1 protein-coding gene is annotated in these 253 nt (G+C 52.2%); it reads left to right on the top strand.

Translation table 11 applies throughout. The annotated features are described in order from the left end of the window. Nucleotides 1–253: hypothetical protein (locus R0J87_RS22665; protein ID WP_498889163.1), on the top strand; the 253-nt coding region annotated here is incomplete at both ends.

The raw sequence follows: 253 nt of genomic DNA on the forward strand, positions 1-253 counted from the left end.
GGTGTTTTATGCGTTTTTTTCCGGCCTGACCCTGGACGGCTATCAGAACAGTGTCGCGATGGCGACACTGGTTCACATGCCAGAGCATGAAACCTATTATCACCTGGGCTTTTTTTACTACTTCCTGCCTTTGTATCTGGTGATACCGTTTTTGCAGGCGTGGGTGAAGCGGGCTGATCCCACGGCGGTGAAAGGGGTGACGCTGGTGTGGATGCTGCTGACGGCTTTGTTTTTGTTTTACATCGACGGTCCC

This window comes from Halomonas sp. SIMBA_159 (assembly GCF_046536035.1).
In the GTDB taxonomy this organism is placed as follows: Bacteria; Pseudomonadota; Gammaproteobacteria; order Pseudomonadales; family Halomonadaceae; genus Vreelandella; species Vreelandella venusta_A.